Here is a 5,344-nt window from a genome sequence, read left to right as displayed (position 1 = left end):
AATCGCAACCGCTTACGCTGGTTAAGTTGGCGGTGTAAGTACCAGCCGCATTAATGGTTTGTCCATTCCAGGTGTATGGCAATTGGTTCGTACAGATGGCTGTATTGGTAGTACTGGTGAGTGTTGGGCTTACTGTTAATACCAATGTAGCGATAGAGTCGCAACCGCTGGCCGCAGTCAGGTTAGCGGTATAAGTGCCCGCAGCATTAATAGCCTGGCCGTTCCAGGTGTATGGCAATTGGTTTGTACAGATGGCGGTATTAGTCGTACTGGTTACTGCTGGGTTCACAGTCAAATTCAATGTAGCTATAGAGTCACAACCACTCACACCAGTAAGATTAGCGGTGTAAGTACCAGCCGCATTAATAGTTTGGCCATTCCAGGTGTATGGTAGTTGGTTTGTACAGATGGCAGTGTTGGTGGTGCTGGTTACACTTGGGCTTACAGTCAGTACTAATGTGGCAATAGAATCGCAACCACTTACACTAGTTAAGTTAGCGGTGTAAGTACCAGCTGCATTTATGGTTTGACCATTCCAAGTATATGGTAGCTGGTTTGTACAGATGGTCGTATTAGTCGTACTGCTTACTGCAGGATTCACAATCAAATTCAAGGTAGCTATAGAGTCGCAACCACTCACACTGGTGAGATTAGCAGTGTAAGTACCGGCCGCGTTAATCGTTTGACCATTCCAGGTGTATGGCAGTTGGTTGGTACAGATAGCTGTATTGGTAGTACTGGTGAGTGTTGGGCTTACTGTTAATACCAATGTAGCAATAGAATCGCAACCGCTGGCCGCAGTCAGATTTGCGGTATAAGTACCGGCAGCGCTAATGGCTTGTCCGTTCCAGGTGTATGGCAGCTGATTCGTACAGATGGCGGTATTCGTAGTGCTGGTGAGTGTTGGGCTCACTGTTAATACCAACGTAGCAATAGAATCACAACCTGATACATTGGTTAAGTTGGCGGTGTAAGTACCAGCCGCGTTAATGGTTTGACCATTCCAAGTATATGGCAGTTGGTTCGTACAGATGGCGGCATTCGTAGTGCTGGTGAGTGTTGGGCTCACTGTTAATACTAATGTAGCAATAGAATCGCAACCACTTATACTGGTCAGATTTGCGGTGTATGAACCAGCTGCATTAATGGTTTGTGCATTCCAGGTGTATGGCAGCTGGTTGGTACAAATGGCAGTATTAGTAGTGCTTGTTAAAGTTGGGCTTACAGCCAGAACTAATGTGGCGACAGAGTCGCAACCGCTTACACTGGTCAGGTTGGCGGTGTAAGTACCAGCCGCGTTAATGGTTTGTCCATTCCAGGTGTATGGCAATTGATTCGTACAGATAGCTGTATTGGTGGTGCTCGTTAAAGTTGGGTTCACTGTTAATACCAATGTAGCAATAGAATCGCAACCGCTGGCCGCAGTCAGGTTAGCGGTATAAGTACCGGCAGCATTAATAGTCTGGCCGTTCCAGGTGTATGGCAGCTGATTCGTACAGATGGCGGTATTCGTAGTGCTGGTGAGTGTTGGGCTCACTGTTAATACCAACGTAGCAATAGAATCACAACCTGATACACTGGTTAAGTTGGCAGTATAAGTACCGGCTGCGTTAATAGTTTGTCCATTCCAGGTGTATGGCAATTGGTTGGTACAGATAGCTGTATTAGTTGTGCTTGTTATCATTGGGCTTACCGCTAGAACTAATGTAGCAATAGAGTCGCAACCGCTGGCCGCAGTCAGGTTAGCGGTATAAGTACCGGCCGCGTTAATAGTTTGGCCGTTCCAAGTATATGGCAGTTGGTTTGTACAGATGGCAGTATTAGTTGTACTTGTTACAGCAGGATTCACAGTCAAATTCAATGTAGCTATAGAATCGCAACCACTTATGCTGGTTAAGTTGGCGACGTAGGTACCGGCAGCGTTAATGGTTTGTCCGTTCCAGGTGTATGGCAATTGGTTCGTACAGATGGCCGTGTTAGTTGTACTGGTTACAGCAGAATTCACAGTCAAATTCAACGTAGCGATTGAATCGCAGCCACTAGCTGCAATCAGGTTAGCAGTATAAGTACCGGCAGCGTTAATGGTTTGACCATTCCAGGTGTATGGCAATTGGTTTGTACAGATGGCGGTATTGGTGGTGCTGGTTACAGCTGGGCTTACAGTCAGTACTAATGTAGCAATAGAGTCGCAACCGCTGGCCGCAGTCAAACTAGCGGTATAAGTACCGGCAGCATTAATAACCTGTCCATTCCAGGTGTATGGCAATTGGTTCGTACAGATGGCTGTATTGGTAGTACTGGTGAGTGTTGGGCTTACTATTAATACCAAGGTAGCAATAGAATCGCAACCGCTGGCCGCAGTCAGATTTGCGGTATAAGTACCGGCAGCGCTAATGGCTTGTCCGTTCCAAGTGTATGGCAATTGGTTGGTACAGATAGCGGTATTGGTAGTACTGGTGAGTGTTGGACTTACTGCTAGAACTAATGTGGCGATAGAATCGCAACCGCTGGCCGCAGTCAGATTAGCGGTATAAGTACCGGCAGCATTAATGGCTTGACCGTTCCATGTGTATGGCAATTGGTTGGTACAGATAGCGGTATTGGTAGTACTGGTGAGTGTTGGGCTCACTGTTAATACCAATGTAGCAATAGAATCGCAACCTGATACACTGGTTAAGTTGGCAGTATAAGTACCGGCTGCGTTAATAGTTTGTCCATTCCAGGTGTATGGCAATTGGTTGGTACAGATAGCGGTATTGGTAGTACTGGTGAGTGTTGGGCTTACCGCTAGAACTAATGTAGCAATAGAGTCGCAACCGCTGGCCGCAGTCAGGTTAGCGGTATAAGTACCGGCCGCGTTAATAGTTTGGCCGTTCCAAGTATATGGCAGCTGATTCGTACAGATGGCCAAATTGGTGGTGCTGTTTACGGTTGAACTTACAGTCAGTACTAATGTAGCAATAGAGTCGCAACCGCTGGCCGCAGTCAGATTAGCGGTATAAGTACCGGCAGCGCTAATGGCTTGTCCGTTCCAGGTGTATGGCAATTGGTTGGTACAGATAGCGGTATTGGTAGTACTGGTGAGTGTTGGGCTTACAGTCAGAACTAATGTAGCAATAGAATCGCAACCGCTTACGCTGGTCAGGTTGGCGGTGTAAGTACCAGCCGCGTTAATGGTTTGACCATTCCAAGTATATGGCAATTGGTTGGTACAGATGGCTGTATTGGTAGTACTAGTCAGCGTTGGGCTCACAGTCAATATCAATGTAGCAATAGAATCGCAACCTGATACACTGGTTAAGTTGGCAGTGTATGTGCCAGCCGCGTTAATGGCTTGACCGTTCCAGGTATATGGCAATTGATTCGTACAGATAGCTGTATTGGTGGTGGTCGTTAAAGTTGGGTTCACTGTTAATACCAATGTAGCAATAGAGTCACAACCACTGGCCGCAGTCAGGTTAGCGGTATAAGTACCAGCCGCATTAATGGTTTGGCCATTCCAGGTGTATGGCAGTTGATTCGTACAGATGGCTGTATTGGTAGTACTGGTTAAAGTTGGGCTCACTGTTAATACCAATGTAGCAATAGAGTCACAACCACTGGCCGCAGTCAGGTTAGCGGTATAAGTACCAGCCGCATTAATAGTTTGGCCATTCCAGGTGTATGGCAGTTGATTCGTACAGATGGCTGTATTGGTAGTACTGGTGAGTATTGGGCTCACTGTCAACACCAATGTAGCAATAGAATCGCAACCAGACACACTGGTTAAGTTAGCAGTATAAATACCAGCAGTATTAATGGTTTGCCCATTCCACGTGTATGGCAATTGGTTTGTACAGATGGCGGTATTGGTGGTGCTGGTTACAGCTGGGCTTACAGTCAGTACTAATGTAGCAATAGAATCACAACCACTGGCCGCAATCAGGTTAGCTGTATAAGTACCTGCTACGTTAATAGTCTGGCCGTTCCAGGTGTATGGCAATTGGTTTGTACAGATGGCCGTGTTAGTCGTACTGCTTACTGCAGGATTCACAGTCAAATTCAATGTAGCGATAGAATCGCAGCCACTAGCTGCAATCAGGTTAGCAGTATAAGTACCGGCAGCATTAATAGTCTGGCCGTTCCAGGTGTATGGCAGCTGATTCGTACAGATCGCGGTATTGGTAGTACTGGTGAGTGTTGGGCTTACTGTTAATACCAAGGTAGCAATAGAGTCGCAACCGCTGGCCGCAGTCAGATTAGCGGTATAAGTACCGGCAGCGCTAATGGCTTGTCCGTTCCAGGTGTATGGCAATTGGTTGGTACAGATAGCGGTATTGGTAGTACTGGTGAGTGTTGGACTTACTGCCAGAACTAATGTGGCGATAGAATCGCAACCTGACACACTGGTTAAGTTGGCGGTGTAAGTACCAGCCGCGTTAATCGTTTGACCATTCCAGGTGTATGGCAGCTGGTTGGTACAGATAGCTGTATTGGTAGTACTGGTTAAAGTTGGGCTTACTGTTAATACCAAGGTAGCAATAGAATCGCAACCGCTGGCCGCAGTCAAACTAGCGGTATAAGTACCGGCAGCATTAATAACCTGTCCATTCCAGGTGTATGGCAATTGGTTCGTACAGATGGCTGTATTGGTAGTACTGGTGAGTGTTGGGCTTACTATTAATACCAAGGTAGCAATAGAATCGCAACCGCTGGCCGCAGTCAGATTTGCGGTATAAGTACCGGCAGCGCTAATGGCTTGTCCGTTCCAAGTGTATGGCAATTGGTTGGTACAGATAGCGGTATTGGTAGTACTGGTGAGTGTTGGACTTACTGCTAGAACTAATGTGGCGATAGAATCGCAACCGCTTACGCTGGTTAAGTTGGCGGTGTAAGTACCAGCCGCGTTAATTGTTTGACCATTCCAAGTATATGGCAATTGGTTGGTACAGATGGCTGTATTGGTAGTACTAGTCAGCGTTGGGCTCACAGTCAATACCAATGTGGCAATAGAATCGCAACCGCTGGCCGCAGTCAAACTAGCGGTATAAGTACCGGCAGCATTAATAACCTGTCCATTCCAGGTGTATGGCAATTGGTTGGTACAGATAGCGGTATTGGTAGTACTGGTGAGTGTTGGGCTCACTGTTAATACCAATGTAGCAATAGAATCGCAACCTGATACACTGGTTAAGTTGGCAGTATAAGTACCGGCTGCGTTAATAGTTTGTCCATTCCAGGTGTATGGCAATTGATTCGTACAGATTGCTGTATTGGTAGTACTGGTGAGTGTTGGGCTTACTGTTAATACCAAGGTAGCAATAGAATCGCAACCGCTGGCCGCAGTCAGATTAGCGGTATAAGT

Annotated in this window: 1 protein-coding gene; it reads right to left on the bottom strand. The window is 46.6% G+C overall.

The window, feature by feature from the left end; translation table 11 throughout:
- The coding region (locus GGD38_RS37280) for a beta strand repeat-containing protein (protein ID WP_375303975.1) at nucleotides 1-5,344 on the bottom strand (5,344 nt) is incomplete at both ends.

The sequence above is a fragment of the Niastella sp. OAS944 genome (assembly GCA_024809215.1).
Lineage (GTDB): Bacteria > Bacteroidota > Bacteroidia > Chitinophagales > Chitinophagaceae > Niastella.
Note: the sequence above shows the minus strand (reverse complement) of the source record. Positions and strands in the feature narration are given on the sequence as shown.